The 25,860-nt window shown below is 65.3% G+C and carries 23 protein-coding genes; 12 read left to right on the top strand and 11 right to left on the bottom strand.

The window, feature by feature from the left end:
• Positions 1-10: 10 nt before the first annotated feature.
• From AC0SZ7_RS18175 to AC0SZ7_RS18150, 6 genes are all read left to right on the top strand, one after another.
• Positions 11-1,264, top strand: coding sequence for a 2-oxo acid dehydrogenase subunit E2 (locus tag AC0SZ7_RS18175; RefSeq protein ID WP_475505678.1), 1,254 nt, complete (start codon positions 11-13; stop codon positions 1,262-1,264).
• A gap of 29 nt (positions 1,265-1,293) precedes the next feature.
• Positions 1,294-1,890 carry a VOC family protein gene (locus tag AC0SZ7_RS18170; protein WP_475505677.1) on the top strand — a complete coding sequence of 199 codons (597 nt, stop codon included), beginning with the start codon at positions 1,294-1,296 and terminating at the stop codon, positions 1,888-1,890.
• Between the two features lie 5 nt (positions 1,891-1,895).
• The gene (locus AC0SZ7_RS18165) at positions 1,896-2,756 is read left to right on the top strand and encodes a fumarylacetoacetate hydrolase family protein (RefSeq protein ID WP_475505676.1); all 861 of its coding nucleotides are present in this window, start codon (positions 1,896-1,898) and stop codon (positions 2,754-2,756) included.
• A gap of 38 nt (positions 2,757-2,794) precedes the next feature.
• Positions 2,795-3,172 (top strand): nuclear transport factor 2 family protein, encoded by a 378-nt coding sequence (locus AC0SZ7_RS18160; protein WP_475505675.1) that lies wholly within the window; start codon positions 2,795-2,797, stop codon positions 3,170-3,172.
• Between the two features lie 63 nt (positions 3,173-3,235).
• Entirely contained in the window at positions 3,236-4,588 is a 1,353-nt protein-coding gene (locus AC0SZ7_RS18155; protein WP_475505674.1) for an outer membrane beta-barrel protein, read from the top strand.
• 219 nt (positions 4,589-4,807) lie between these two features.
• Positions 4,808-6,889, top strand: a complete 2,082-nt coding sequence (locus AC0SZ7_RS18150) for a sensor domain-containing protein (RefSeq protein WP_475505673.1) — start codon at positions 4,808-4,810, stop codon at positions 6,887-6,889.
• 88 nt (positions 6,890-6,977) lie between these two features.
• Here AC0SZ7_RS18150 and AC0SZ7_RS18145 read toward each other — a convergent pair whose 3' ends face one another.
• From AC0SZ7_RS18145 to AC0SZ7_RS18135, 3 genes are all read right to left on the bottom strand, one after another.
• Positions 6,978-9,041: a putative bifunctional diguanylate cyclase/phosphodiesterase gene (locus AC0SZ7_RS18145; protein ID WP_475505672.1), complete on the bottom strand. Its 2,064-nt coding sequence runs from the start codon at positions 9,039-9,041 to the stop codon at positions 6,978-6,980.
• Positions 9,042-9,116: 75 nt separating this feature from the next.
• On the bottom strand, positions 9,117-9,287 hold the full coding sequence (locus AC0SZ7_RS18140; protein WP_475505671.1) for a hypothetical protein: 171 nt from the start codon (positions 9,285-9,287) through the stop codon (positions 9,117-9,119).
• 243 nt (positions 9,288-9,530) lie between these two features.
• Positions 9,531-10,448, bottom strand: a complete 918-nt coding sequence (locus AC0SZ7_RS18135) for a LysR family transcriptional regulator (protein WP_475505670.1) — start codon at positions 10,446-10,448, stop codon at positions 9,531-9,533.
• 165 nt (positions 10,449-10,613) lie between these two features.
• Here AC0SZ7_RS18135 and AC0SZ7_RS18130 point away from each other — a divergent pair, with 165 nt between their 5' ends.
• The 5 genes from AC0SZ7_RS18130 to AC0SZ7_RS18110 all read left to right on the top strand — a co-directional run bounded on the left by AC0SZ7_RS18130 (position 10,614) and on the right by AC0SZ7_RS18110 (position 15,523).
• Positions 10,614-12,032: an NAD(P)/FAD-dependent oxidoreductase gene (locus tag AC0SZ7_RS18130; RefSeq protein ID WP_475505669.1), complete on the top strand. Its 1,419-nt coding sequence runs from the start codon at positions 10,614-10,616 to the stop codon at positions 12,030-12,032.
• A 26-nt stretch (positions 12,033-12,058) separates the two neighbouring features.
• Positions 12,059-12,400, top strand: a complete 342-nt coding sequence (locus tag AC0SZ7_RS18125; RefSeq protein ID WP_475505668.1) for a cupin domain-containing protein — start codon at positions 12,059-12,061, stop codon at positions 12,398-12,400.
• A gap of 37 nt (positions 12,401-12,437) precedes the next feature.
• Positions 12,438-13,514 (top strand): polyamine ABC transporter substrate-binding protein, encoded by a 1,077-nt coding sequence (locus AC0SZ7_RS18120; RefSeq protein WP_475505667.1) that lies wholly within the window; start codon positions 12,438-12,440, stop codon positions 13,512-13,514.
• A gap of 209 nt (positions 13,515-13,723) precedes the next feature.
• Positions 13,724-14,755, top strand: a complete 1,032-nt coding sequence (locus AC0SZ7_RS18115; protein ID WP_475505666.1) for an amidohydrolase family protein — start codon at positions 13,724-13,726, stop codon at positions 14,753-14,755.
• Positions 14,756-14,785: 30 nt separating this feature from the next.
• Positions 14,786-15,523, top strand: coding sequence for an alpha/beta fold hydrolase (locus AC0SZ7_RS18110; protein WP_475505688.1), 738 nt, complete (start codon positions 14,786-14,788; stop codon positions 15,521-15,523).
• Positions 15,524-15,795: 272 nt separating this feature from the next.
• Here the strand turns inward: AC0SZ7_RS18110 and AC0SZ7_RS18105 are convergent, their stop codons facing one another.
• The gene (locus AC0SZ7_RS18105) at positions 15,796-16,053 is read right to left on the bottom strand and encodes a con-10 family general stress protein (protein ID WP_475505665.1); all 258 of its coding nucleotides are present in this window, start codon (positions 16,051-16,053) and stop codon (positions 15,796-15,798) included.
• Positions 16,054-16,336: 283 nt separating this feature from the next.
• Positions 16,337-16,849, bottom strand: coding sequence for an SRPBCC family protein (locus tag AC0SZ7_RS18100; protein WP_475505664.1), 513 nt, complete (start codon positions 16,847-16,849; stop codon positions 16,337-16,339).
• A 382-nt stretch (positions 16,850-17,231) separates the two neighbouring features.
• On the opposite strand from AC0SZ7_RS18100, the gene AC0SZ7_RS18095 reads away from it, so the two are divergent.
• Positions 17,232-17,909 carry a DUF3313 domain-containing protein gene (locus AC0SZ7_RS18095; protein WP_475505663.1) on the top strand — a complete coding sequence of 226 codons (678 nt, stop codon included), beginning with the start codon at positions 17,232-17,234 and terminating at the stop codon, positions 17,907-17,909.
• Positions 17,910-17,968: 59 nt separating this feature from the next.
• On the opposite strand, the gene AC0SZ7_RS18090 is transcribed toward AC0SZ7_RS18095, so the two are convergent.
• The 6 genes from AC0SZ7_RS18090 to AC0SZ7_RS18065 form a co-directional block, all read right to left on the bottom strand.
• Positions 17,969-20,314: a HEAT repeat domain-containing protein gene (locus tag AC0SZ7_RS18090; RefSeq protein ID WP_475505662.1), complete on the bottom strand. Its 2,346-nt coding sequence runs from the start codon at positions 20,312-20,314 to the stop codon at positions 17,969-17,971.
• A gap of 354 nt (positions 20,315-20,668) precedes the next feature.
• On the bottom strand, positions 20,669-21,529 hold the full coding sequence (locus AC0SZ7_RS18085; RefSeq protein ID WP_475505661.1) for an urea carboxylase-associated family protein: 861 nt from the start codon (positions 21,527-21,529) through the stop codon (positions 20,669-20,671).
• A gap of 40 nt (positions 21,530-21,569) precedes the next feature.
• Entirely contained in the window at positions 21,570-22,247 is a 678-nt protein-coding gene (locus AC0SZ7_RS18080; RefSeq protein ID WP_475505660.1) for a GntR family transcriptional regulator, read from the bottom strand.
• Positions 22,244-23,749 (bottom strand): amino acid ABC transporter permease/ATP-binding protein, encoded by a 1,506-nt coding sequence (locus AC0SZ7_RS18075; protein ID WP_475505659.1) that lies wholly within the window; start codon positions 23,747-23,749, stop codon positions 22,244-22,246. Before AC0SZ7_RS18075 ends, AC0SZ7_RS18080 begins: the two co-directional genes overlap by 4 nt.
• 15 nt (positions 23,750-23,764) lie before the next feature.
• Positions 23,765-24,607 (bottom strand): transporter substrate-binding domain-containing protein, encoded by an 843-nt coding sequence (locus AC0SZ7_RS18070; RefSeq protein WP_475505658.1) that lies wholly within the window; start codon positions 24,605-24,607, stop codon positions 23,765-23,767.
• A gap of 211 nt (positions 24,608-24,818) precedes the next feature.
• Entirely contained in the window at positions 24,819-25,724 is a 906-nt protein-coding gene (locus AC0SZ7_RS18065; RefSeq protein ID WP_475505687.1) for a LysR family transcriptional regulator, read from the bottom strand.
• Positions 25,725-25,860: the final 136 nt, after the last annotated feature.

Raw genomic sequence — 25,860 nt, 5'->3', positions numbered from 1 at the left:
GGACTGCCCAATGCAACAACTCATGGTGCCTGACATCGGCGATTTTCGCGATTTGCCGGTGATCGAAGTGTTTATCAAGGCGGGTGACAGCGTGACGGTGGAGCAATCGCTGATCACCCTGGAGTCCGACAAGGCGGTGATGGACGTGCCCAGCACCGTCGCCTGCACGATTCGCGAGGTGCTGATCAAGCCGGGCGACGTGGTGTCCAAGGGCAGCCTGATTGCCCATGTGCAGTACGCCGACGCGGTCGCCAGCGCGGTGGTAGCGGTGCCGCCTGCACCGGCCCAGGCGCCGACCCCGCCAGTGCTATCGCCGCCGCCGGCATTGGCGTCGCCAGCGCCAGCGTCGCCACCGTCGCCGGTTTCACTGGCCCTGGCTGGCCCGGCGGTGCGCAAACTGGCCCGCGAGCTGGGCGTGGACCTGGCCAAGGTGCCCACCAGTGATGCGCGCGGGCGCATCCAGCGCGAGGACGTCAAGGCGTACGTCAAGGCGCAGGCCCAGCAACCGTCGCCCGCCGGCAAAGGCGGCGGGATGGAGGTGCTGCCGTGGCCGGAGATTGACTTTGCCCAGTTCGGGCCCACCCAGCGCAGCGCCATGCCGCGCATCAAGCGCCTGTCGGCGGCCAACCTGCACCGCAACTGGGTCAGCATTCCCCACGTCACCAACCACAGCCAGGCCGACATCACCGAGCTGGAAGCGCTGCGCGTGCAACTCAACCGCGAGGCGCAGGAGGGTGGGGCGAAGGTCACCCTGCTGGCGTTCCTGATCAAGGCCAGCGCAGTGGCGCTGCAACGCTTTGCGCAGTTTAACGTCAGCCTGCAGGGCGAGGAGGTGGTGCACAAGCAGTATTGCCACATCGGTTTTGCCGCCGACACGCCTGATGGCCTGGTAGTGCCGGTGATCCGTGATGTCGACCGCAAGGGCATTGCCGCCATCGCTGCGGAAATGGCCGAGCTATCGCACCTGGCGCGCAGCGGCAAGCTGGGCGCGGCGCAGATGCGCGGCGGCTGCTTCACGGTGTCGTCCCTGGGCGGCATTGGTGGCGGGCACTTCACGCCGATCATCAATGCCCCGGAGGTGGCGATCCTCGGGGTGGGCAGGGCCGCCATGGCGCCGACCTGGGATGGCACGGCGTTCCAGCCGCGCCTGCAACTGCCGCTGTCGCTGTCCTGGGACCACCGCGCCGTGGATGGTGCCGAGGCCGGGCGTTTCCTTGCCTGCCTGGTGGCGTTGCTGACGGATTTTCGTCGTGTGTCGATCTGATCCCTAGAACAAGAACAAGGAGAACCAACATGACTGCTCTGCAAACAAGCGGCCACGCGGCGGCTACCCAGCCCATCGTGCCGGTGAAGATGGCGCACCTGGTGTACCGCTGCGCCAACCGCCAGGCCATGGTCGACTGGTACCGCCAGGTGTTCCAGGCCCGGCTGGTGTTCCAGGACGAGGTGCTGGCGTTCATCAGTTTCGACGACGAACACCACCGCCTGGCCTTCTTCAACATGCCCGAACTGCCGGCGAAAACCGACCACATGGTCGGCGTGCACCACGTCGCCTACAGCTACCAGACCATCGGCCAGGTGCTGGCCACCTACGAGCGCCTGAAAGGCGAGGGCATCCTGCCGTCGTGGACGATCAACCACGGCCCCACCACCTCGTTGTACTACCGCGACCCCGAGGGCAACGACATCGAACTGCAGGTCGACAATTTCACCGACCCAGCCGACGCCGCGGCCGTGTTCGAGTCGGAGATCTTCCGGCAGAACCCCATCGGCGTGGAGTTCGACGCCGACGCGCTGGTTGCGCAATGGCGCGCCGGGGCCAGCGATGCGCACTTGTGCGCGCTGGGCACCTGCGCCACCGGCAAGAGCCTTGGCCCACAACACAGGTAAGCACGATGAAACTATGCACTTTTGAAACCCGGTCCCGCGCTGCCTGTGTCGGCGTGGTGATGGGCGAGCAGGTGGTGGCGCTCGACGACCATTTCGCCGATGCGCCGGCCACCATGATCGAGCTGATCCGCGAGTGGGCGCTGTGGCAGCCGCAGTTGGCCGAACTGGCCGCCAGTGCGGTCACCGGCACGCCGCTGGCCCAGGTCACGCTGCTGGCACCGGTGCCACGCCCCGGCAAGCTGCTGGGCATCGGCCTGAACTACGCCGACCACGTGGCAGAGTCGGGCATGGACATGCCCGGCGACCAGCTGTGGTTCGCCATGATGAGCACGGCCGCCAACGGCCCGTACGCGCCGGTGGACCTGCCGCGGGTGTCGGAGGCGCTGGACTACGAGGCGGAGATGGTCTTCATCGTCGGCCAGCGCGCCCGTCACCTTTCGCCCGAGCAGGCCCGGCAGGCGATTTTTGGCTACTGCGTGGGCAACGACGTCAGCGTGCGTGACTGGCAGCTGCGCACCTCGCAATTCCTGCTGGGCAAGACCTTTGACAGCCACGCGCCGTTCGGCCCCTGGATCGTCACCGCCGATGAGGTCGGCGACCCGCACACGTTGGGCATCCGCTGCTTCGTCAACGGCGAGCAGCGGCAGGCCTCGAACACCGACCAGCTCATCTTCGACTGCTACCAGCAGGTGGCGCACCTGTCGAAAGTCATGACCCTTGAACCGGGCGACGTGATTTTCACCGGCACCCCGGGCGGCATCGGCGGCGGCTTCAAACCGCCGCGCTGGTTACGCGAAGGTGACCGGGTGCGGGTCGAGATCGACGGCCTGGGCATGCTCGAAAACACCGTGCGCGCCGAAGCCTGAGGGCGTGTGCCAACTCTTTTCTTCAAGGAGCAACCCAGATGAATGAGCACGCAATCGTCGACACCATCAACGAACTGGAGGCGCTGCGTTGCCGGGCGCTGGTGGCCAATGACCTGGACAGCCTGGCCGAGCTGATGGACGAGCAGTTGGTGCACGTCCACGCCACCGGCCAGGTGGACGGCAAGCAGCAGTACTTGCAGCTGGTGGGCAACGCCATCCGCTTTCTCAAGGTGGAACGCAAGGCGCTGCGGGTGCGTGTGCTGGGTGATGTGGCGGTGGCCAGCGGGCGGTTGCTGCAGCACATCGAGTTTCGCAGCAGCGGTGAGCGCCGCGCCATGGACGTGATGACCACCCAGGTGTGGGCGTGCGAGGCCGGCACCTGGCGGCAGGTGAGTTTCCAGGCCACCAACCTGTAGCAGGTGTTTTTTCCGGCCCACCTGCCCAGGTGGGTCGCTGACAATAACAATAAGAGACAGACCATGATCAACGTCAAAGTGAAAGCGCTTGGCGCGGTGCTGGCCGCCCTGGCGATCGTCAACTGCCATGCGGATGAAAACGAAGAGCCGGCGGAGGGCGCGCTGTTTCGCAGCGTGTTTGGCAACACCCTCGAACGCGACTACGGCATTACCGTGTCCAACCTGCTGGACATTGCCTACACCCGCAACAACCGCTCCACCCGCGCCGAACGCAAGGACGGCCTGAGCAACCTGCCCATCACCGGCATGTCCGATGAAGGCCTGGAACTGGGCAGCCTGCACCTGTTCATCGACAAGCCGCTTGCCGGCACCTTCGTGCCGCGCATCACGCCCTTGCCGGGCCCGCGGCCCGACGCGGTGGCCTGGGGTTTCACCCTGGAGTTCAACTACGGCCGCAACGCCCAGTTCGCCCGTACCTACGGCTGGGACCAGACCCTGCACATGAACCAGCAGGACAACCTGCGCGCCCAGCACGACAAGGATTACTTCCTTGCGGTACCCAATGCCGCGCTGACCCTGTACCTGCCGTACGGCCCGGGCGTCAGTTTCATGGCCGGCGTGTTCGGCCCGGCCATGGGCTATGAAATCCCGCCCAACATTCGCCTGGCGCGCAACCCGTTCGCCAGCAAGACCTACGCCTTCGTCAGCGAGCCGGGCACCGTCGCCGGGGTGCTGGCCAGCAGCCGCGTGTACAACGGCGATGCTGGCCTGTTGGGGGTGGAGCTGGGCGTGGTGCAGGGTTGGAACAACCTGCGCGACAACAACACCGACAAATCGCTGACCGGCGCCCTGCGCTGGCGCTCGCCCACCATGAATACTTGGGTGGACTACGAGTTCATGGTCGGCAACGAGCAGGACGACAGCTACGGCGACGTCCAGGCGCCACCTTCGCGGGTCATCGCCGCCTCCGGGCAGTTCAAGCAGCAGCATTCCCTCAACGGCTGGCATCAGTTCAATCCGCAGTGGTCCATGGGGGCGGAGCTGGTGTACGGCCGCCAGGCGGGGGATGGCAAAGCGTCGACGGTGGACGTGCTGACCGGCCCCGGCTTCGACGGGGCGTCGTGGTGGGGCGCCAATGCGGTGGTCACCTACCAGGTGCGCAAGGACCTTGCCTGGTCGTTGCGCGGTGAGCATTTCAGCGACCCCGAGGGCTTTGCGCTGTTCCCGACCACCACCGCGCGTGGCAGCTTCAATGCCGTGACCACCGGCGTTCGCTATGAGGTGAACAAGCACCTGTCGCTGCGCCCCGAGCTGCGCTACGACTGGTTCAAGGGCGGCGAAGACCAGCGCCCGTTCGGCAACGGCCGCGACCGTACGCAGCTGACGGCGATGGTGGAGGCGTTGTATTACTTCTGATCAGGCACCGCGTGGGCCTTTGACGCGGCCTGGCGGCACGCTGCTACGCGCCCCCAATACTCCGTAGCAGCGGCCGCGAGGCCGCGTCCCAGGCGCCTCCGTCCTACCATGCCGATTCATTCTGATTCTTCCTCCTTTCGGGCAGTATCCCTCGCCATTACGAAGAAGGCATAATGCCATACCGCCGCCTTCTTCAACCGCCCCTGAGGTTTGCAACGCATGCAGTTCAATGTCGACTCGGATGCCATGTATCGCCTATTGCTTCAGGGTGTGGCGGACTATGCCATCTACATGCTTTCACCCGAGGGCATCGTCACCAACTGGAACCCGGGGGCAGAGCGGGCAAAAGGCTACAAGGAAGAGGAAATCGTCGGCCGGCACTTCTCGGTGTTCTATACCGAGGAAGACCGCGCCGCCAATTTGCCCGAGCACAGCCTTGCGGCCGCGCGGCGCGAAGGGCGTTTCCATGCCGAAGGGGTGCGGCAGCGCAAGGACGGCTCGCACTTCTGGACCAGCGTGGTGATCGACCCCGTGCATGATGACCACGGCCAGGTAGTCGGTTTCGCCAAGCTGACCCGTGACATCACCGAGCGGCGCCAGACTGAATTGCAGCTGCTGGACGCCAAGGTGCTGGCCGAGCAGTACAGTGCTGAGATGACCTCGCTGTCGCAGTTCCTCGATTCGGTGATTTCCAATATTCCGGCCAGCGTCATCGTCAAGGACGTGCAGACCGACCGTATCCTGCTCGCCAACCACCAGGCCGAGGCGCTGTTCGTGCCCAACGGCGCGAGCATGGTTGGCCGGCTGATGAGCGAGGCGCTGGCGCCGGACACGGCGGCCTATATCGAGCAGCAGATGAGCCAGGACCTGAATATCGGTGCGATCAAGACGGTGGAAACCCTGGTGGCCACCAACCGCGGGCCGCGCACGCTCAGGAGCCGCACGGTGTTGAACCAGGACCCGGGCAATGCTTCGGAATATGTGCTGTTCGTGGCCGAGGACGTCACCGTGGAGCTGGCCGCCAACGCGCGCATTCACCACATGGCGCACCATGACGCGCTGACCGGGCTGCCCAACCGCGTGCTGTTCCACGAAAAACTCAAGGAGGCGTTGCTGCTGTCCGAGGGCACTGGGAAGATCACCGGCACGCTGTGCCTGGACCTGGACGACTTCAAGAACGTCAACGATTCCCTGGGCCACGGCATCGGCGACAAGTTGCTGCGCGCCCTGAGCAGCCGCCTGCAGGAAGAACTGCGCGAGGTTGATACTTTGGCGCGGCTGGGCGGCGATGAGTACGCGGTGATCCTGCCCGAACTGGACACGGCAGAGGCCGCTGAGCTGGCCGCGCAGCGCCTGATTCATGCGGTGCGGCCGCCGTTCCTGATCGAGGGGCACAGTTGCTCGGTGGGCATCAGCATCGGCATCGCCCTGGCGCCCCACGACCATGACAGCCCCGAGCAACTGATGGGCTACGCCGACATGGCGTTGTACGAGGCCAAGCGCAATGGCCGCAACCGCTTCGAGCGGTTCAAGTTCCAGCTCGATGAAGCGGCGCGCCACCGCCGTACCATGGAGACCGACCTGCGCACCGCCCTGCACCAGGGCCACCTGCAATTGCACTACCAGCCCATCGTCACCCACGGCGGCGATGAGATCTCCGGGTACGAGGCGCTGTTGCGCTGGCGCCACCCCACCAAGGGCACCATCATGCCCATGGACTTCATCACCATGGCCGAGGAAACCGGGCTGATTCACGAGGTGGGCAACCGGGCGCTGAACCTGGCGTGCCAGGAGGCGGCCAGTTGGGGCACGCGCCAGACCGTGGCGGTGAACCTGTCTGCGGTGCAATTCAAGAACCCCGGGCTGGTGGACACCGTGGCGCTGGCGCTGAGTGATTCGGGGCTTGAGCCCGAGCGCCTGGAGCTGGAGATCACCGAGTCGGTGCTGCTGGAAGACAGCGAGGGCAACGTGGCGACCCTGCGGGCCATCAAGGCGCTGGGCGTGGCCATTTCCCTGGACGACTTCGGCACCGGCTATTCGTCGCTGGGTTACCTGCGCTCATTCCCGTTCGACCGCATCAAGATCGACATGTCGTTCGTGCGCGAGATGGCGGACAGCAAGGAGGCGTTGGCGATCATCCGGGCCATTACCGGCATGAGCAACAGCCTGCTGATCAAGACCACCGCCGAAGGCGTGGAGACTGCCGAACAGATGCAGCAACTGATCAGCGAAGGCTGTTCGCACTTCCAGGGCTACTACTTCGGCCGCCCGGTACCGGCCGCCGAGCGCCGCCACGCCTAGCAGCGGTTACATCCTGTGGGAGCGGGCTTGCCAGCGAGTTTTTGGGGCCCTGAAAAACTCGCTGGCAAGCCAGCTCCCACAGGGTGGGTCACGCGCGCGCCGTTTCGACGCTGAACTGCTCTGCCAGCTTCAGCGCACTCATTGGTTTGCCCAGCAGGTACCCCTGCAGGATATCGCAGCCAAGCTCGGTGAGCATTTCGCGCTGCTCGATCGTTTCCACGCCCTCGGCCACCACCTTCAGGCCAAGGGTCTTGCCCAGCGCGACGATGGCCGAGACGATGGCTTCGTCCTCGTTGCCCTGGGACAGCTCGGTGATGAACCCGCGGTCGATCTTCAATTCATTGGCGGGCAGGCGCTTGAGGTACAGCAGGCTGGAGTAGCCGGTGCCGAAGTCGTCGATGGAAATACCCACGCCCAGCGCCGCCAGTTGGTCGAGCACCACCAGCGCTGCCTCGGCGTCGCGCATGGCGGTGGTCTCGGTAATTTCCAGGGTCAGGTAGCGGGGCGGCAGGCCATTGCGCTGCAGCGCCGAGCGCACCACATCCACCAGCCCGGCGTTGGCCAGTTGCACCGTCGACAGGTTGACCGCGATGGTCCAGTCACGCCGGCCCTGGGCGTGCCACTCGGCCATCTGCCGGCACGCCTCGTTGATCACCCAATTGCCGATGGGCACGATCAGCCCGCTGCGCTCGGCCAAGGGCAGGAAGCGGTCGGGCGGCACCAGGCCCATGTCCGGCTTGTTCCAGCGCAGCAACGCCTCGACACCGGTCATGGGGCCGGCGGGGGCGACGATCTTGGGCTGGAAAAACAGCACGAATTCGTTGCGTTCGAGCGCCTTGCGCAGGTCTTGCTGCAGCTGCAATTGCTGGTGGGCGTTGATGTTCATGGCTTTTTCAAAGAAGCAGTAGCCGTCGCGGCCCTGTTCCTTGGCGTGGTACATGGCCGCGTCGGCATTCACCATCAGCTCATGGTCGTTGGCGCCGTCGGCCGGGAACACGGCGATGCCGATGCTGGTGGAAATGTGCACCGTTTGCTGCCCGAGCACGTAGGGCTGCTTGATCACCTCCACCACGCGCTGGGCCAGCACGGCGGCATCCTCGGGCTCACAACTGTCGGTGAGTATCACGAATTCATCACCGCCCAGGCGTGCCACGGTGCCTTCGTCGTGCTGGTTGAGGCTGATACGCCGGCCCACCTCTATCAGCAACTGGTCGCCGGTGTGGTGGCCGTAGGTGTCGTTGACCGCCTTGAACCCGTCCAGGTCCATGAACAGCATGGCGAAGCGGGTTTTCTGCCGGGTGGCCTTGTGAATCGCCTGTTCCAGGCGGTCGTTGAGCAGCGTACGGTTGGGCAGGTGGGTGAGGCTGTCGTGCAGCGCCAGCTTCACCAGCTCGGTGTTGGCGCGGTCCAGGGAATTGGCCAGCAAGCTGGTGCGGATGTCGAGCATGGAGATCACCAGGGCAATGGCGCACACCGCCAGGGTGACGACGATCACCACTACCACCAACCATTTGCTGTCGAGGCCGTCGTTCACTGCGCCACACACGCTGCCCAAGGGGAATTGCGCGGCGGCCATGCCGGTGTAGTGCATGCCGACGATGGCGCAGCCCATCACCAGCGAGGCGCCCAGGCGCGCGCGGTTGATGAACTTGCCTTCATTGCGTAGCCGGAAGGCTATCCACAATGCCGCGCCCGAGGCCAGGATGGCGATGACCACCGACAGCGCGAACAGGGCAGGGCTGTACTGCACGTCGGGGTTCATCAGCAGCGCGGCCATGCCGGTGTAGTGCATGGCGGCTATGCCGATGCCCATCAGCACGGCGCCCAGCAGCAGGCGCGGCAGCGGCATTTCCTTCTGGCACGCCAGCCATAGCGCAAACGCCGAGGAGGCGACCGCGATCAGCAGCGACAGGCCGGTCAGGCGCAGGTCGTAGCCCAGGTCGATGGGCAGCTGGAAGGCCAGCATGCCGATGAAGTGCATGGCCCAGATGCCGGTGCCCATGGCGAACGAACCGCCGGCCAGCCACAGTGCGGCGGCATGGCCCCTGGCGCGCGCGACGCGGCCGGTCATGTTCAGCGCGGTATAGGACGCCAGGATGGCGACAACCAGTGAAAAAAGGACGTACAGGCTGTTGTAGCTGCTTGCGTACATTGGCGCTCCCTGTGCGGAACCCACTCACTGTGTTATCGGCGGGGCGGCAGTTTCCTGAAACGGTTCATGCCAGGCTCACTCGCGCTTGTCGCGCTTGAGCGCCTCGCGGTTCTCTTCCCTGAACTTGGCGCAGAGGATGCGCATCACCAGGTTGGCGCGGTCCAGGCCTTCCGGCGCTTCCAGGGCACGCCTGGCTTCGTGGGCAAGGTTGCTGAGCGAGCGGTATTCGTTGTTCGGGCGCGGCATGGGGTCACCTTGATGGGGGCAGAAGTCACACAGAGCACGGCGATCGAATGCTCGATGCAATTACGCTAGCACCTCAAGGGCAGGATTGCACCCTTGGCGGCCGGCCGCCTGACGCCGCCTGCGGCAGCTGCTACACGAGCGTTTTGCAACGCGGGTTCTGTAGCAGCGGCCGCAGGCCGCGTCCAAGGCGCCGCGCTGTTCCCGGCACACCGCAGTGAGCCCGGACGCAGTCTGCGGCAGCTGCTACGGGGGTGGGGTGAGGTCCTGGCAGGTCTGCACCAGCAGCTCACGCACCCAGCGCTGCGCCGGGTCATGGTGGGTGCGCTCATGCCAGGCCAGCGTCTTGCTGAACCCCGGGATGGCCACCGGCGGGTCCATTAATGCCAGCCCCGGCTGGTGCAGCGCCAGGCGCAGGGGCACCACGGCGACCAGGTCACTGGCCAGCAGTATCTCCGGCAACACCAGGAAGCTGGTGACCGAAGTGACCACCCGGCGGGCATGGCCAATGCTGGCCAGCGCGCTGTCGGTGACGCCGCTGAACCCGCCGCCCGCTGGCGACACCAGCACATGGTCGAGCGCGCAGAAGCGCTCCAGCGCCAATACCCCGTCGGCGGCGTCCGGGTGGCCGGCACGCAGCACGCACACGTAGCGCTCGTCGAACAAGGCGGCCGCGTGCGTGCCGGGCGCCAGGCTGTCGGGCGTGACCAGCGCCAGGTCGACTTCACCGCGTTCCATCTGCCCCTCCAGCGCCTGGCTGTCGAGGGGGCGCACCGCCACGCGAATGTTGGGCGCCTGCTGGCGCAAAGCGCTGAGGAACGGCACCACCACCGCGCGCAGGGCGTAGTCGGTGGACGCCAGGGTCAGGGTCATGGCAGCAGTGGCAGGCTCGAACGCCGCCGGGCGCAGCATGGCCTCGATCTCCCCCAGCAGCTGCTTGACCGGCCTGGCCAAGGCCTGCGCGCGGGGGGTAGGCACGATGCCGCGCTGGGCGCGCACGAACAGCGGGTCACCGAAGCTGTCCCGCAGGCGCACGAGCATGCCGCTGACGGCCGGCTGGGTCAGCGCCAGGCGCTGGGCTGCACGGGTCACGCTGCGCTCGTCCAGCAGGGCGTCCAGCGCTTTGAGCAGGTTGAAGTCCAAATGCTTGATATCAGGCGTCATGATGGCTTTGGCAAAGAAGGTCGTGGTCAGGTTATGCCAACCTGGCAGGTGCGGCCAGGGCAATCCACCTTGAACCGCCGATTTTTTCCACGCGTGCCCGCACGAACGACGCCGCCCCCGCCAGCCCATTAGCCTGCGCCCATCGTTTGATGACAGGAGGCTTCGATGAAGTCGTGGGGTGAGATCAGTCTGTGGATGGACCAGCTCGAAGAGCCGCGCAGCGCGCGCCCGGCGCTGACCGCGCAGGTGCAGGCCGACGTGGCGATTATCGGCGCAGGCTACACGGGGCTGTGGACGGCTTACTACCTCAAGCGCCTGGCGCCGCAGTTGCGCGTGGTCATCGTCGAGGCCGAGGTGGCCGGGTTCGGCGCCTCGGGGCGCAACGGCGGCTGGCTGATGGGCAACCTGCTGGGCGAGGACCGCATGCTGGCGCCACTGCCCGCAGCGCTTCGCCGGCAGGCCTTCGACCTGCTGCATGGCATTCCCGATGAAGTGGCCCAGGTGGTGGCCCGCGAGGGCATCGACTGCAACCTGCGCAAGGGCGGCGTGCTGTACTGCGCCGCGCGCTACCCCGAACAACTGACCAGCCTGCGCGGCTACCTGCAGCACCTGCGCGAGCTGGGCCTGGGCGAAGGCGACTACCGTTGGCTTGAGCCTGGCGAACTGGCCGGCCAGGTGCGCATGGCCAACGCCTATGGCGCGGTCTACAGTCCGCACTGCGCCACCATTCACCCGGCCCGGCTGGCGCGTGGCCTGGCCCGTAGCGTCGAGGCGCTGGGCGTGGAGATCTACGAAGGCACCCGCGCGCTGGACTGGCAGCCGGGCCTGGTCACCACCGCCCAGGGCAGCGTGCGCGCTGACTGGGTGGTGCCCGCCGTGGAGGGCTACGCGGCCGAACTGCCGCCGCTGGGCCGGCACCAGTTGCCGGTGCAAAGCCTGATGGTGGCCACCGAACCGCTGCCGGCGTCGGTGTGGGAACAGATCGGCCTGAACCAGGGCCAGGCCTTCAGCGAGTTCAGCCGCCAGGTCACTTATGGCCAACGCACTTGCGATGACCGCCTGGTGTTCGGCGCCCGCGGCGGCTACCGCTTTGGCGGCCGCCTGCGCACCGACTTCAACCTGAATGCCGACGAGCGCGGCCTGCGCCAGGCGCTGATGGGCGATTTGTTCCCGGCGCTGCGCAAGGTGCGCCTGACCCACGCCTGGGGCGGCAACCTGGGCATGGCCCGGCGCTTCCGGCCACACATGCTGCGCGACGCGAAGAACCGCATCGCCCTGGCCGGCGGTTACGGCGGCGAAGGGGTGGGGGCCAGCAACCTGGCCGGGCGCACCCTGGCTGACCTGATCCTGGGCCAGGACAGCGCCTTGCTGCAACAGCCCTGGGTGTTCACCGACAGCCCGGTGGGCAGCCTGCGCAGCTGGGAACCCGAACCCTGCCGCTGGCTGGGCTACAACGCCATCATCCGTAGCTTCAGCAGTGAGGATGCGCTGCTGGCCAACCCCCATACCCCCGCGTGGCGGCGCCGCCTGGCGCAAGCCCTGGCGACCCGCATGGAAGGCCTGATGGCCTGGAAAGTCGGCTGATTCCTCACTAATAAACGGAGCGCAACATGAACATCACGCATTTGAAAGGCAGCCACACCCTGGCGCTGGAAGAGAGCTTCCCGGTGGCCGTGCCTTTGGGCGACCCGGTGGCCACGGTGTCGGTCACCAGTGTCGAACGCATCGACGGCGTCGAGACCGGCGTGTGGGAATGCACCCCCGGCCGCTGGCGCCGGCAGATTCCACAGCAGGAGTTCTGCCACTTCACCACTGGGCGCTGCACCTTTACCCCGGACGGCGGCGAAACGATCGAAATCGTCGCCGGCGACGCCCTGATGATGCCCGCCAACACCCATGGCATCTGGGATGTGCAGGAAACAACAAGAAAAACGTACGTGCTTATCTTCTGAACTGCCGCCCCCCTTAGGTCTGGTAATCGAGGTGCTCATGCTCAAGAAACTGTTGCCGCTGATGTTCGTGGCTTGTACCACCCAAGCCGCTGAAGTCGTGCACATCTACAACTGGGGTGAATACATTGCCCCCGATACCTTGCAGAACTTCCAGGGCAGCACCGGGATCGGCACCCAGTACGATGTGTACGACAGCAATGAAACCCTGGACGCCAAGCTTGCGGCTGGCCATTCGGGCTATGACGTGGTGTTCCCGTCGGCGCACTTCATGGCCCACCAGGTGCAGAGCGGCGCGCTGAAGACCCTGGACCGCAGCAAGCTGCCGAACTGGAAAAACCTCAACCCCATGCTGATGAAGGCCCTGGAGGCCGACGACCCGGGCAACCTGCATGGCGTGCCGTACCTGTGGGGCACCACGGGCATCGGCTACAACGTCGACAAGGTGCGCGCCGCGCTGGGCAAGGACATTCCCATGAACACCTGGGACGTGCTGTTCAAGCCGGAGATCCTGGCCAAGCTGCACGGTTGCGGCGTGGCGGTGCTGGACAACGGCCCCGAGCTGTTGCCAATCGCCTTGCGCTACCTGGGCCTGCCCCCCCACAGCAAGGACCCCGCCGATTACAAAAAGGCCGAGGCGCTGCTGCTGCAAATGCGCAAGAACGTCACCTACTTCCACAGCGCCAAATACATCGGCGACCTGGCCAACGGCGATATCTGCCTGGCCGTGGGCTGGTCCGGCGACGTGATGCAGGCCGCCAACCGCGCTACCGAGGCGGGCAACGGCGTGAAGGTGAAATACGAAATTCCCAAGGAGGGCGCGCCGTTCTGGATCGACCTGATGACCATGCCCGTCGACGCCCCCAACGAGGCGGCCGGTTACGCGTTCATCAACTACATGATGGAGCCCAACGTGGCGGCCAGCATCAGCAACGCGGTGCGCTACGCCAACGGCAACGCTGCGGCCGACAGCCTGGTGGACCCGAAACTCAAGGCTGACCCCGCTGCTTACCCACCGCAGGAGGTGATGGACAAGATGTTCATCCTCGAAGCCATGCCGTTGAACATCGACCGGCTGCGCACGCGCATCTGGAGCAAGGTCAAGAACGGCGTGTGAGTAGGCCCGGACGCGGCCTGGCGGCCGCTGCTACAGAGAGTACGTAGCAGCGGCCACTAGGCCGCGTCGTTGTTCAATACACATCCATCACTTTTACTGATCAATCAGTCATATCTATATATTTGTGCTCATGCAGCGACCAGCGGATGCTTCGCGAAACCTGCCGCCCAAGGCGCAGGCCTGACCCGCCACCTTTCAGGACCGCACTCGTGAAGATCATCTGTATTGAAGAACACGTCACCGACGCCGCCATCGCTGCCGCCAGCTACCCGGCGCAGGCCCTTGAGGCGGGCTACATGGCCGACTGGGTAAACGGTATCCCCGACCAACCAGGCAGCTTCAACGACAACCGGCCGCACCTGCAGGCGCCCCGGACCGCGATGGCACTGGCCGGCGACCTTGGCGCTGGGCGCATCGCCGAGATGGACCAGCACGGCATCGACATGCAGGTGCTGTCCTACAGTAATGCCCCGCAGCTCATCGAGGGCCCGCAGGCCGTCGAGCTGACGCGTGCCGCCAATGACCGCCTTGCCGAGGCCGTGCGGGCCCACCCCAGCCGCTTCGGCGGCTTCGCTGCCTTGCCCTGGAGTGACCCTGAAGCTGCCGCAGCCGAGCTTGAGCGGGCGGTTACCCAGCTGGGCATGGTCGGGACCTTGCTGACCGGCCGCCCAGGCCAGACGTTCCTCGACGACCCGCGCTATGAACCCGTGCTGGCGAAGCTCAACGAGCTGGAGGTGCCGCTCTACGCGCACCCAGGCTTCGTGCTTCCGCAAGTGCAAGCGCCGTACTACGGCGGGCTTCAGCAGGAGGTCAGCGCACGGCTGTCGCTGTTTGGCTGGGGCTGGCACCACGAGGCGGGTATCCAGGTGATCCGCATGATCCTGGCCGGCGTATTCGACCGGTTTCCCAAGCTGCAGGTCATCAGCGGCCACTGGGGCGAGATGGTGCCGTTCTACCTGCAGCGCATGGACGACATGTTGCCCCAGCAGGTAACGGGGCTGTCGCGCAGCGTTTCGCAGACCTATAAAGAGCACGTCTATGTCACCCCAAGTGGCATGTTCAACGAGCCGCACTTCGAGTTCATCCACAAAGTGATGGGCGCCGACCGCATCATCTACGCCGTCGACTATCCCTACCTCACGCACACGGGAGCGCGTGAATTTTTGCAGGGGCTTGCCATCAGCGAGCTGGACCGGGAGAAAATTGCGTATAAAAATGCGCAGGCACTTTTTCGGCTTTAGTGAACGGCAAGGGATGGGGTATTGAGCAGGATGCACAGCATACGGTTGAGCGACGGGCAGGTACCAGGGCCCACCCTGGTTTGCCTGCCAGGCGCGATGTGTTCGCCGCAGGTATTTGCACAGGCTGCGTTGCGCAGTGGCCTTCCTGCGGTGGGGCTCGGCTGGCTGGAGGGCGACGGCGCGCACGACCTGCGGTCTGTCGCCGCCCGCGTCAGCGAGGTGATTTCAGCGCTGCCCGCGGTCATCCTGGTCGGCCATTCCATGGGTACGCCGATTGCCGTGCTGGCCGCGTTGCTGAGTGCGCGGCGGGGTGCTTCGCCAATCAAGGGGCTGGTGCTTGCCAACAGCGGCGCCAACACCCGCGGCCACGGCGATATCGCCAGCCTGGTAAAGCGTGTCGAGCGGGATTGGTCAGAGGGGTTTCAGGAGGCGTTCATTGCCCGCTGTTTTCGGCAGTTGCCGGCGGAGCCGCTGCTGCAGGCGCTGCGCAGTTACCCGTCCCGGCTCGATCGCCATGCGGTGGTCGAGGCTCTGCTCAGCCAGCAGGCGATTGATTGCGCGCCGCTGCTGGCCAACTTGCCGCGCGTGCCGACCGCTATCGTCCATGGCCAACACGACCCCGCCCGCACCCTCGGCCACGCGCAGGAAATGGCCAATGGAATCGCCGGGGCAACGCTGCACGTACTGGAAACCGGCCACACCTCCTGCGCCGAAGCCCCGGATGATTTCGCCGCCGTGCTGCGCGGCATCGCCAACCATCTTCCGTAGCAGCAGCTGTCTTGTGGGAGCGGGCTTGCCAGCGAGCTTTTATGGCCCCAACAGCTCGCTGGCAAGCCAGCTCCCACAGTATCTAGCAGCAACTGTCTTGAAATGGTGTCGTCTACATCGCGACTAAAGTTGGCTCCTACACTATTCGTGGTAGGACCCAGCCTTGGCCGCGAAGCAGCCGCAGCCAGACCACGCTTTCTGCAGGTGTAATGTTTATCGTTGAATACCTCGCTGGGAAGTGCGGTTAAAAGCGCCATGGCGCACTGTCAGGATCATTCGTTGTCCTGGTTGGAACCGCTGGTTCCGCCAGTGCCGCCGGTGCCGCTGCTGCCGCGTCCACCCTCGCTGTGCTGGCCGCCCATGCGGCCGGCCTGCGAGGCTTTTTCCTTGTCGGTGGGGACGTTGCCGGTGGAGGCCTGGCCACCTTTCTTGCCGGCCTCGGAGGCTTTTTCCCGATCATTGGCAAAGTTGCCGGGATTGTCCTGTTGCGTGCCGCCCTGGTTGCCGCGGCCTTGTTGATTGTCAGCCATGATAGTTACCTCTGGTTGTTCGCATGAAATGACACCATGCACAACGTCGGACTTTCTCATGCCTGGAGAAGTGCAGGTTATTTACCGGCCAGCTGATTAAAGGCGCTAAAGGCAACCGTCAGTATCTTTGGCATGCCAATTGACTGCATTCGCTTAGTTGCTTCAGCGTGGAATGAAGCAACTAACCGTTGGTGTTTGAACATGCGGTTTTAGTTTTTTATCGGCGGTATGCGAATGCTTCGGTGGCCCGGACGCCGCCTGGCGGCAGCTGCTACAGAAGCGGTCAGGCGCGTGCCTTGAACGCTGCGGCCACCAGGCCGTCCAGCCAGTCCTGATGCCCGTTGAGCATGGGGTTGGGCTTGGCCGTGCGCAGTTCTTCGGCGGGCTTACCCACCTGGGTTTCCTGGGTGAGAATGCGCACGCGGCCGCCGTCCAGGTTCTCGACCAACCAGGCGTGATGCACGTCCAGGCGGGTATCGCCTTCACCTGCCCAGCCATGCCAGGCCACGCGCCCTGGCTGGGTGGCAGTAGGTGCGATGAATTCGTTGCACTGGGCTTCCACCGGAAAACCGAAGGTCTCGAAGTAGAAGCGCACGCCGTCGGCCAACGCCGGGCCTTGGTTGTCGTGGAAGCGGGTGTTGGCGGAGTTGCTGTAATAGGTTGGCCATTGTGCCGGCACAGCCAGCAGCGGCCAGACGTCGGCGGCACTGAGCCCGGCGACGATGACTTCGTTGGAGACGTAGTTGTCGGTGAGGCCGGGGATGAAGCCTTCTGGCCAGTAGATAGCGTTTTGCATGCGGAAGTCCTGTGTGGTGACGTTTAAAAAGTGAGTGAAGAATGAGCCGTGCCAAGAAATAACGCCAATCGCTATTTGTTATCCATGGCATCACGCCGGCTGATATCAGCCCTGGCTTGCGTCGCAAACCCCGCGTTGCTGCTTGTAAAAAGGGCTGCTGAAATAGCACGAAAGTAGCTGCCGAAAGTTAATGTAGAGCGGTTGCTGCGCATGTGCCCCTATTAACTATGCCTGACAACATGATTATTTTTTTTCAAAAGAGCCTTTCGCTTTAAAGGTTATTCACATCGGTCATCCATGTTTTCGTGGAAGGGTGAAAACGTGGTCTATACCTACTTGTGCTCAAGGCTACCGCCACTCTTGACACACTAAGGAGCTGCACATGAAGTTTCCGATACTGGTTAGTTCGCTATGTATTTCCGCCGCGATCCTGGCGGGGTGCGCTTCCAAGGCGCCGTCGCCTGGGGAGTATTCCGGGTTTTTAAAGGATTACAGCCGATTGGAAGAAGGCAAGTCGGCGAGCGGTGTGCCGGTGATGCGCTGGATTGACCCCAAGGTGGATATACGCAAGTTCAGCAGTGTTTATATCGAGCCCAGCCAGTTATACCCGCAGCCCAAACCTACCGCGCAAATTCCGCAAGCCACCCTGAAAGGCATCACCGCGTACTTTGACCAGGCACTCAAGCGCGAGCTGGGCAAGTCGCTGCCACTGGCCAATGGCCCCGGCCCCGGTGTTTTAGTGGTGCGCCCGGCCATTACTGCCGTGAGCAGCAAGACCGAAGGCTTCCAACCTTATGAGATCCTGCCCATTGCCCTGGTCGCGGCAGCGGTGAACACGGCCGCCGGTGGGCGCGACCAGGAAACCAGTATCGCTACCGAGGTCGCCTTCCTGGACGCCGACACCCACCAGGTCGTTGCCGAGGTGGTGCGCAAAGGGGCGGGCGCCAACCTGGAAACCGACAAATCGGTCATGACGGTCGCGGATGCAAAAGCGGTACTGGACGGTTGGGCCTCTGATGTCCACCTTACCTTCGATAAGCTCAAGGCCAGTGCCAAGTGACAGCCGGCAGGTAGAGCGCGAAGAAACACGGCGCCCTTGGTGGCGCCTTTTTTTTGCCGTCATTGACGCGGCGGCGTCGCGAAGATCGGGTCCTGGGGATTGATCTGTTGCAACTCCAGCATCCGTTGCTGGGCGCCTTGCGCATCCCCTTGCTGGCGCAGGTATTGCGCCAGCGTCAAGCGCAGCTCCCGACTGGCTGGATGCCGGTCGAGGCCCGCCTGTAGCGCGCTGTTGGCCTGCTGCAACTGGCCGCTGTCGTGCAGCGCAACCCCAAGTACGAAGCTGTAGCGTGGGTTCTCCGGCGCCAGGGCGACGGCTCGGCGCAGGGCGGCAATGGCCGCAGGCATCTGCCGGGCGCGAATCAGCCGCAGGCCCTGGGTATGGGCAAGTAGGCCGGATTCGGGGTGGGCCGTCGCGGCCATGTCGATCAGGGCCGCGGCTTCGTCGCCGCGCTGCTGGTTGTCCAGCCACTGGGCCAGGGTCACCACGGCGGGCAGGAAGTCCGGGTCGCGCACCAGCGCCGTCCGCAGCGCAGGCTCCACTTCGCCGGCCCGGCCAGTGGCCTGGTACAGCATCGCCAGGTTGAGGTTCGCCTCGGCACGTTCGGCCAGGCTGTGCTGCACACTTTCGTATTCGCCGATAGCGCTGGCCCACGCCGGTTGCGCGGCGCCCAGGTTGCCGCTGGCGCCGGCTTGCAGCAGTTCGCGGGCGGTGGCGATGCGCACGGCGCGCACGGGGTCGTTCAGCAGGGGTAGCAGCGCCGCGTTGTTCTGCTGCGGGTCAACCAGGCCGCTGAACGCATGCACCGCAATCTCGCGTACTTGCGGGTCCGGGTGCTGCAGGTCGCGTGTGGCCTGTTTCAACGACTGCGCGGAAGGGTAGCCCGGCACTTCGCCAAGCAGGGTGGCGCGGCGGATGGCGGGCAGGTTGTTCTGTTGCAGCAACGTCGCCAGGGCGTTGGCCGCATCGGGCTTGCCGGCGCGTATCAGCCACAGGCCTTCGTCGTAGCGGGGCGGCTGGGGTTTGTCGGCGCCGTACCACAGGCGAAACTGCTCGCTGACCTTGCTCGCGGCGGTGTCCTGGTGGCAGCCCAGGCAGGCGTCCGGGGTGCCCAGCCTGGCGGCGCGCTCGGGGTTGGGCAGGCTGAAGCCGTGGTCGTGGCGGTAGTCGTTGACCATGTAGAACTTGCCGGGCATGTGGCAATCCACGCACTGCGAGCCTGGTTGGCCGGGCGTGTGGTGGGTGTGTTCGGGCGCGGTGTAGTCCTTGGCCTGCAGGCCGCTGCCGTCGACGGTCGCGTAAGGGGTTTTACCGGCGCTGTTGTGGCATTGCAGGCACACGCCATTGCCGGCGACTTTCAATCCACTGCTGTGGGGGTTATGGCAATTGCTGCAGCGCACGCCCTTGTCGAACATTTTGCTTTGCTGGAACGAGCCGGCCTCGAACACTTCCTCCTTGATCTTGCCGTCCAGGGCATACAGCTCGCGGGTCAGCGTGGCGGGCAGGTAGTCGTCCATCAACCGCTGCTTGTTGCTATAGCCATCGCTTAGCGGTGCGCGGCGGGCGTGGCAGCGCGCACAGGTCTCGATCTCGGTGGTGGCAGCCTTGCCGGCAAGGTTTACCTCGAAGCCGGCATTGGCCAGCGGCGATTGCGCGGCCGCCCACGCCAGGTGGTTGGAAGCGGGCCCGTGACAGGCCTGGCAGCCCACGCCCAGGCTGTTCCAGTGGCTGGCGAAGGTATTGCTGGCGGCATCGAAGTTGCGCTTGAAGCCGGTGGTGTGGCACTCCACGCACATGAAGTTGGCGTTCTGCGAGGGCTTGCTCCAGTGCAGCGGGTTCTTGAAGTTCACGCCCTGGCCCGGGTACAGGTGGAACCAGCGCTTGTGTTCGGTATCCCAGGCCACACCCAGGGCCTGCAGGCGCCCACCGGGTGCCTCCAGCAAGTATTGCTGCAGCGGCGCCACGCCAAAGGTATAGGCCACCTTGAAATCCGCGGGCTGGCCGTCGGCGCCCGGGGTGTTTACCCAGTACTCCTGGCCCTGGCGGAAGAAACGCACGGTTTCCTTGTCACCCTTGAAGGTCACCTTGTTGAAGTCGCCCAGCACGGTGGCGGGGGCAGCGGCCTGCATGGCCAGCTGGTGGTGGGAGCCTTGCCAGTCCTTCACTTGGGCCACGTGGCAGCCCTGGCAGGTGCTTTCATCCACCAGTTGCGCGGGCGGAGGGGCTGGGGGCGGAAGCTGGGTGGCAGCGGGTAACGCAGGTGCAGGCGCTGGTGGCGGCGCCTGGATAAACCACCACAGGGCCACGAGTGCGACCACGGCCGCCGCTGCCACCAGGCCATAAAGAACGTTGCGCGCGCGCGGTGCAGCCGGTGCTTCGGGGTGGGAATGGCGACGTTTGGGCATGACGACTTCCGATGTCCGAGGAACAAGCTGGCGTGCACAGGCGATGTGGGTAGGCGTACGCGCTCTGCTGGCGCCGCCGACCACTCCACGATAGACGAAGCGCAGTAAACTGCGCTGCGATCAACCACCTCACCCCTCCGTAGCAGCTGCCGCGAGGCTGCGTCCGGCAACGCCGCGATATGCCGGGGGATACGCGGTGTGTGCGGACGCGGCCTACGGCCGCTGCAACGGGGCCCCGTGTACCTCGTCGATCGCGTCGCCTGCTTCGCGGCCAAGGCCGGCTCCTACCACGTAAGGCGTAGGAGCCGACTTTAGTCGCGATGCAGACGACGCGGTTTCAAAACAGTTGCTGCTCTACACCCCGTGGCTGCGGTCGTAACCATTCACCTGCGGCGCAACCCAGCCTTCGGGTTGCTGCGCGGCTTGGTAGATTTCCACCAGCAGCGGATAGCACTTGGCGGTGTCGGAGGAGTGTTCGGCGGAGCAGTCACCGCCTGGGCACGCGGACAGGCAGCCCAACAGGTCGATCTCGGCGAAGAACTCAAGATAGTCGCCGGGCTGCACAGGGCTGGCCTTCATGAAGTACTGGCCGGTGTCGCGGGTGAAACCGGTGCACATGAACACGTTCAGCACGTCATGCACATACGGCTCGGCGTCATGCAGTGCCAGCCCGGTGGAGGTCGACAGGGCGCGCGTCAGGTTCGAATGGCAGCAGTGGTGGTACTGGCCGCCGGCACTGAGCAGGTTGTGCGTGTAGGGGTCGCAACGCGTGCCGATCACGTCGTGCACCGAACCGCCGAACTCGTCGAAGCCATACCAGTCGAGCGTGTCATGGGTGATGGTCGCCATGGGCCGCAGGGTGGGGAAGCTTGAGAACAGCTGGTCGCCGACACCCAGGTGCGTGCCGTTCAGTGCCCGGGTCTTGCCGGTGTAGAAGCGCTCGGTCAGGTCATGCTGGTTGAACAGGTTCAGGTCGCCGACCTGCGGCCCCTCGGTGGAGACAATGCGGAAGAAACTGCCGGCTGGTACGGTGAAGGTGGCCGCGTCGCGGGCGGGTACTACCACGGTGCGGACGTGCTTGAGCCCGTCGCGCACGACACGGTAAGCGCCAATGTCGGGGCGCGGCAAGGTTTCCACCGGGTAACAGAGCACTGGCTTGATGGCCTTGCGCTGTGCGGCGTCGGTGGGTGCCTGGGTAACAGGAGTCGGTTTCATGGGGTTCTCCGTTGGGTTGCGCGCAGTCATGCCTGCGGGGCTAAGTGCGGGTAGGGTGGCTCAACAGGTCGAGCAGGGCATGCTCGGAATCGTCGAGGTAACGGTTCATGGTTTCCGCGGCCGCCTGGCGGTGGCCGGCGGCCAGCAGGTCATGGATCTCATGGTCGCGCTCAAGCCAGGGGCGCTGGAAGTTCTCCTCGTCGGGGGCGACGGCGAACACCAGGCGCATCTGCGCCGCGATATTGGTGAAAAAGGCATCCAGCAGCGGGCTGCGCAGCAAGCCCACGATGTGCTGGTGGAAGCGCAGGCTGTGGGTGCCGAAGGCTTGCCAGTCCTCGCGGTCGCGGGCCAGCTCGGCCGCTTCGATGGCGTCCAGCATGCGGTCGGACTGGTATTCGCGCAGCGGCTGGCTGCCGAGGATGGCCTGGATCTCCAGGGTGCGGCGCACCAGGAACAGGTCGCGCACTTCGGCCACGCCCAGGCGGCGCACCATCACGCCCTTGTTGCGCACGTAGGTGGCCAGGCCCTCGCGGCCCAGCTGGTGCAGGGCTTCACGCACGGTGTTGCGCGAGGCGTTGTAGCGGTTCACCAGGTCGGCTTCGACCAGGGCCATGCCGGACAGCAGGCGGCCACCGATGATGTCTTCGCGCAGTTCCTGGGCCACCTGGTCAGCCAGGGACAGGCCTTCGGCGGCATGTGGGGGAAGTTTGTCGGTCATGCCAGCTGTACATCCTTGAGGAAGCGGCCCATGCGTTCGCTGCGGTTATCCAGCAATTCGCGCGGCGCGCCGGCCTGGACGATCTGCCCGCGCTCCATGAACACCACCCGGTCGGAGACCTGGAAGGCAAACTTCATTTCGTGGGTGACAATGATCATGGTCATGCCGTCGCGGGCCAGGTCTTCGATGACCTTGAGCACATCGCCCACCAGCTCGGGGTCCAGCGCCGAGGTCGGCTCGTCGAACAGCATCACCTGCGGGCGCATGGCCAGGGCCCGGGCAATGGCCACGCGCTGCTGCTGGCCGCCGGACAACTGGTGGGGGTATTTGCCGGCGTGCTCGCGCAGGCCGACCTTGCCCAGCAGGGCCAGGCCCAGCGCGCGCAGGTCGGTGTCGGCGCCGTGGCCGTGGTGGCGCGGGGCGAGCAGCACGTTGTCGAGCACGGTCTTGTGCGGGAACAGGTTGAAACCCTGGAACACCATGCCCACCTGGACAATGCCCGCCATGTGCACCCTTGGCCCCAGCCCGCCGCCAGCCTCGCCGCTACCGCGCAGGAAGGGCGCGCCACACAGTTCCACGGTGCCGGCGTCCAGGCCTTCCAGGCCGTTGAGGGTGCGGATCAGCGTGGTCTTGCCTGAGCCCGACGGGCCGATGATCGACACCACCTCGCCGAAGCGCACGTCCAGGTCGATGCCCTTCAGCACTTCCAGCGGGCCATAGTGCTTGCGCGCACCCCGCAGCCGCAGCGCGTGTTCACCCTGGCGCGCCGGTGCGGCTTGCGGGGTTGCAGCGGTGCCGGCGGCGCTGTCGGCCACCGCCCGGGGCGTGCGCTGGCTGACGTCCAGGTAGCGCTCCAGGCGGCGCAGCAGGTAGCTGAAGACGGTTACGATCAGCACGTAGTAGAAGGCCACCGCGAGCATGGTTTCCATCACCAGGAAGTTCTGCGTGTAGAGCTGTTGGCCCACCAGCAGAATCTCCGACAGCGAAATCACCGACACCAGCGACGTCAGCTTGACGATGGTGATGTATTCGTTGGCCAACGTGGGCAGCGCCACCCGCAGCGCCTGCGGGATGACGATCAGCCGCTGCACGCCGCTGTAGCGGATGCCCAGGGCCTTGCCAGCCTCCAGCTGCCCCTTGTGCACCGCCAGCAGGCCGCCGCGGTGGATCTCGGCGATGTAGGCGGCCTCGCTCAGTACCAAGGCGATGAGGCCGGCGGCGTAAGGGTTGGACAGCAGCACACTGGTTGCCGGGAACACCTGGGGCAGGTTGTAGACGAAAATCAGCAGCACCAGCAATGGCAGGCTGCGGAAGAACCAGATGTACAGGGCGGCGGCGCGGTTGAGGCTGCGGCGTGGCGATTGCCGGGCCAGGGCCAGGACGAAGCCCAGCACGATGCCCAGCACCCAGGTTTCCAGGCTCAGCTCGACCACCGTACCCACGGCTTTCCAGAAGTCGCCGTTGACCAGCAGGCTGGCGGCGTAATGCCAATCGAATTGCATGGGGTGTACTCCGGTTTACTGCGCGGCTTGCGGGTTCTGGCCCAGGGCCTGGGCGATCTCGGCGGCGCTGGGTTCAGCCAGGTTGTATTGGCTGAGCAGGGTCTGGTACTCGCCGCTGGCTTTCATGGCGCTGAAGCCCTGGCGCAACTCGTTCAGCAGGGCGTCATTGCCCTTGCGCACGGCCAGGCCGATGACCACGGGGTAGATCAGTGCGCTGGAGCTGATGGTGACCCGGCCCTTGAGCTTGTCGGTGGTGATGCGCGCCACCGCGGCGTCCTCGAACTGCACGTCAACGGCCTTGGCCAGCAAGGCCTGGGCAGCTTCCGGCGAGGTGGGGAATTCACGCGAGTCGATCGGCCCCTGGCCGTTGGCCTGGCAGTAATCCTTCGACAGCGCCGCCAGCTTGGGAATCCACGAGCCGCCCTTGATCGAGGCTACGCGCTTGCCGCACAGGTCCTGCGGCTGCAGGGGGCGGAAGCTGTCGTCGCTGCGCACCATCAGCGACGCGCCGCTTTTCAGGTAGGGCAGAAAGTCCACTTGGGCGGCGCGCTCGGGCGTCACGTACAGCGCCGAGGCCACCAGGTCGAAGCGCCGCGCGTTGACGCCCATCACCAGGTTGGCGAAGCGCGTGTCGACGAACTGCGGCTGCAATTGCAGGTGGCTGCCCAGCAGGGTCATGAACGCTGGGTCGAAACCGGCGGGCTTGCCTTGCGCAAGGTAGGTGTAGGGCGGGTAGGTGAGGTCCGAGCCGATGCTCAGGCGTTGCGGCTGCAGGGTGGCCTCGTCGGCCTGGGCTTGAGCGGTGGCGAGCAGGGACAGGGCAAGAAGCGAACGGGTAAGGCTGGCACGTCTGGACATCGGGAAGCTCCGCTGAGAGATGATTGTTCAACAATCCTTGCGGAGTGAGTAATCAATACTCGTGCCAGAAGCCTGTAGCAGTGGCCGCAGGCCGCGTCCATGCCCGTGGGGGAGCGGGCGTGCCCGCGAGCTGTTGGGGCCATAAAAGCTCGCTGGAACGCCAGCTCCCACAAGACAGTTGCTGTTGCATGGGTTGTTGTGGTGCGCTTGTTTAGTGCAGGTGCACCTGACCGGGGCGCAACCCTCGGGCGTGCTCGGCGGCGGCTTCGCGGGCCAGGCCGACCAGGCTTTCCACGGTTTCCAGGCCAACCCCGGCGCGCCAGCTGGCGAACATCTCCAGGTCCGCCGGTATCGGCTGCACGTCCAGGCACTGCAGGTTGCCGCTGGCCAGCGCGTCGCTGACCAGCGCCGGGGGCAGGGCAGCGATGCCGAAGTCCTCGGCAAGCAGGCGCTCCATGGCCGCTACCGAATTGATGCAACACAGTCGTGGCGCGCGCAGGCCATGGGCGTGCAGCAGGCCCAGCAGGTCCTGATGGGGGCGTGAGTGACGAGAAAAGGTGATCAGCCGCTCGCTGGCCAGCAGGGCCAGGCTGTCGGCCTGGTGGGCGCTGCCGGTGCGCGCCAGCCAAGCCATGGGGTAGCTGGCGAGGTGGGCGTTGCGCAGGCCCTCGTCGGGTAGCGGGTCGGTCTGCAGCACCAGGTCCAGCTGGCCGCGGCGCAGTTGCTCGGCCAGGTTGCGCGCGGTATCGGCCTGCAGGTCCAGCTCCAGGGCCGGGCGCAGGGCATCGATGCGCTGGATGAACGGCCCCAGCCACGTATGGATCACGCTCTCCATCACGCCCACCCGCACCCGCCCGGGGTGGCCGGCGTCCACCGCCTGGCGCAGCGCCTGGGTGCTGTCCAGCACCTGCTCGGCGTAGCTCAGCAGGGCCTGGCCACGCGGGGTCACGGTGGCGCCGCGGGCGTCGCGCTCGAACAGCCGTACCCCCAGTTCGTCCTCCAGCGCGGCGATGCGGTTGGACACCGCTGCCTGGGTGCTGAAGAGCTTCTGCGCGGCCAACCGGAAGCTGCCCAGGCGCGCGACCCAGATGAAGGTTTCGAGAAACTTGAGGTTCATGGCGACGGCTTCCGGCGGGCGAGACTTCATCATAACGGTGATCGACTTTGCTTATCACCTGTACCGCGAATAATCCGTTGGACCTTGCGCGGCTTGCAGGGGAACAATTTGGCTATCAGCTATTTGCTCATCAGCC

Source organism: Pseudomonas sp. JC1203 (assembly GCF_056175065.1).
Note: the sequence above shows the minus strand (reverse complement) of the source record. Positions and strands in the feature narration are given on the sequence as shown.

Excerpts from the sequence above, each read along its gene's own strand:
- AC0SZ7_RS18175 (WP_475505678.1), top strand. The coding sequence starts at position 11 with ATGCAACAACTCATGGTGCCTGACATCGGCGATTTTCGCGATTTGCCG.
- AC0SZ7_RS18170 (WP_475505677.1), top strand. The coding sequence starts at position 1,294 with ATGACTGCTCTGCAAACAAGCGGCCACGCGGCGGCTACCCAGCCCATC.
- AC0SZ7_RS18165 (WP_475505676.1), top strand. The coding sequence starts at position 1,896 with ATGAAACTATGCACTTTTGAAACCCGGTCCCGCGCTGCCTGTGTCGGC.
- AC0SZ7_RS18160 (WP_475505675.1), top strand. The coding sequence starts at position 2,795 with ATGAATGAGCACGCAATCGTCGACACCATCAACGAACTGGAGGCGCTG.
- AC0SZ7_RS18155 (WP_475505674.1), top strand. The coding sequence starts at position 3,236 with ATGATCAACGTCAAAGTGAAAGCGCTTGGCGCGGTGCTGGCCGCCCTG.
- AC0SZ7_RS18150 (WP_475505673.1), top strand. The coding sequence starts at position 4,808 with ATGCAGTTCAATGTCGACTCGGATGCCATGTATCGCCTATTGCTTCAG.
- AC0SZ7_RS18145 (WP_475505672.1), bottom strand. The coding sequence starts at position 9,041 with ATGTACGCAAGCAGCTACAACAGCCTGTACGTCCTTTTTTCACTGGTT.
- AC0SZ7_RS18140 (WP_475505671.1), bottom strand. The coding sequence starts at position 9,287 with ATGCCGCGCCCGAACAACGAATACCGCTCGCTCAGCAACCTTGCCCAC.
- AC0SZ7_RS18135 (WP_475505670.1), bottom strand. The coding sequence starts at position 10,448 with ATGACGCCTGATATCAAGCATTTGGACTTCAACCTGCTCAAAGCGCTG.
- AC0SZ7_RS18130 (WP_475505669.1), top strand. The coding sequence starts at position 10,614 with ATGAAGTCGTGGGGTGAGATCAGTCTGTGGATGGACCAGCTCGAAGAG.
- AC0SZ7_RS18125 (WP_475505668.1), top strand. The coding sequence starts at position 12,059 with ATGAACATCACGCATTTGAAAGGCAGCCACACCCTGGCGCTGGAAGAG.
- AC0SZ7_RS18120 (WP_475505667.1), top strand. The coding sequence starts at position 12,438 with ATGCTCAAGAAACTGTTGCCGCTGATGTTCGTGGCTTGTACCACCCAA.
- AC0SZ7_RS18110 (WP_475505688.1), top strand. The coding sequence starts at position 14,786 with ATGCACAGCATACGGTTGAGCGACGGGCAGGTACCAGGGCCCACCCTG.
- AC0SZ7_RS18105 (WP_475505665.1), bottom strand. The coding sequence starts at position 16,053 with ATGGCTGACAATCAACAAGGCCGCGGCAACCAGGGCGGCACGCAACAG.
- AC0SZ7_RS18100 (WP_475505664.1), bottom strand. The coding sequence starts at position 16,849 with ATGCAAAACGCTATCTACTGGCCAGAAGGCTTCATCCCCGGCCTCACC.
- AC0SZ7_RS18095 (WP_475505663.1), top strand. The coding sequence starts at position 17,232 with ATGAAGTTTCCGATACTGGTTAGTTCGCTATGTATTTCCGCCGCGATC.
- AC0SZ7_RS18090 (WP_475505662.1), bottom strand. The coding sequence starts at position 20,314 with ATGCCCAAACGTCGCCATTCCCACCCCGAAGCACCGGCTGCACCGCGC.
- AC0SZ7_RS18085 (WP_475505661.1), bottom strand. The coding sequence starts at position 21,529 with ATGAAACCGACTCCTGTTACCCAGGCACCCACCGACGCCGCACAGCGC.
- AC0SZ7_RS18080 (WP_475505660.1), bottom strand. The coding sequence starts at position 22,247 with ATGACCGACAAACTTCCCCCACATGCCGCCGAAGGCCTGTCCCTGGCT.
- AC0SZ7_RS18075 (WP_475505659.1), bottom strand. The coding sequence starts at position 23,749 with ATGCAATTCGATTGGCATTACGCCGCCAGCCTGCTGGTCAACGGCGAC.
- AC0SZ7_RS18070 (WP_475505658.1), bottom strand. The coding sequence starts at position 24,607 with ATGTCCAGACGTGCCAGCCTTACCCGTTCGCTTCTTGCCCTGTCCCTG.
- AC0SZ7_RS18065 (WP_475505687.1), bottom strand. The coding sequence starts at position 25,724 with ATGAACCTCAAGTTTCTCGAAACCTTCATCTGGGTCGCGCGCCTGGGC.